Source organism: Arthrobacter gallicola (genome assembly GCF_014836775.1).
GTDB classification, from domain to species: Bacteria; Actinomycetota; Actinomycetes; order Actinomycetales; family Micrococcaceae; genus Arthrobacter_B; species Arthrobacter_B gallicola.
This window is the reverse complement of sequence record NZ_JACSQD010000013.1, coordinates 1-1,263: the sequence shown is the minus strand read 5'-3', so window position 1 is coordinate 1,263 and position 1,263 is coordinate 1. Positions and strand designations below refer to the sequence as shown.

At 65.6% G+C, this 1,263-nt stretch carries 1 pseudogene; it reads left to right on the top strand.

The window, feature by feature from the left end:
* Position 1: 1 nt before the first annotated feature.
* Positions 2 to 1,263, top strand: a pseudogene (locus tag H9639_RS16710) (pyruvate dehydrogenase (acetyl-transferring), homodimeric type); the annotation flags it as partial.

Below are 1,263 nucleotides of genomic sequence, written 5' to 3'. Positions count from 1 at the left end.
CATCCTCAGCGGGCTGACCAGCCAGCTGCCGGACCGTGACCCGGAAGAAACCGCGGAATGGATTGAATCCCTTGACGAGCTGATCCGCTCGCAGGGCACCGAGCGGGCGCAGTTCATCATGCGTTCCCTGCTCCAGCGCGCAGGATCGCGCTCCGTGGGCGTTCCGATGGTCACCACCACCGACTACGTCAACACCATCCCCGCCGACCAGGAACCCGAGTTCCCCGGCGACGAGGAAACCGAACGCCGCTACCGCGCCTGGCTGCGCTGGAACGCCGCGGTCATGGTCCACCGCGCCCAGCGCCCCGGCATCGGCGTCGGCGGCCACATCTCCACCTACGCCGGAGCCGCGACCCTCTACGAAGTGGGCATGAACCACTTCTTCCGCGGCAAGGACCACCCCGGCGGCGGAGACCAGGTCTTCTTCCAGGGCCACGCCTCCCCCGGCATGTACGCCCGCGCCTTCCTCGAAGGCCGGCTCACTGAAGAGGACCTCGACGGGTTCCGGCAGGAAAAGTCCCGCAAGGGACACGCCCTGTCCTCCTACCCGCACCCGCGCTCCATGCCCGAGTTCTGGGAATTCCCCACCGTGTCCATGGGCATCGGCCCGATGAACGCGATCTACCAGGCCCAGTCCAACCGCTACCTGCATAACCGCGGCCTGAAGGACACCTCGGACCAGCACGTCTGGGCGTTCCTGGGCGACGGCGAAATGGACGAACCCGAATCCCGCGGCCTGCTCCAGCTCGCCGCGAACGACAAGCTGGACAACCTCACGTTCGTGGTGAACTGCAACCTGCAGCGCCTGGACGGACCGGTGCGCGGCAACGGCAAGATCATGCAGGAACTCGAAGCGTTCTTCCGCGGTGCCGGCTGGAATGTCATCAAGGTTGTCTGGGGCCGGGAGTGGGACTCCCTGCTGGAAAAGGACAACGACGGCGCGCTGGTGGACATCATGAACTCCACCCTCGACGGCGATTACCAGACCTACAAGGCCGAGTCCGGCGGGTTCGTGCGGGAGCACTTCTTCGGCAAGACCCCGCAGACCAAGGACATGGTCGCTGACCTTTCCGACCAGGAGATCTGGAACCTCAAGCGCGGCGGGCATGATTACCGCAAGGTTTACGCCGCGTACAAGGCTGCCACCGAGTTCAAGGGCAAGCCCACGGTGATCCTGGCGCACACGGTCAAGGGCTACGGCCTGGGCACGCACTTCGAGGGCCGCAACGCGACCCACCAGATGAAGAAGCTGACCCTGGAGGA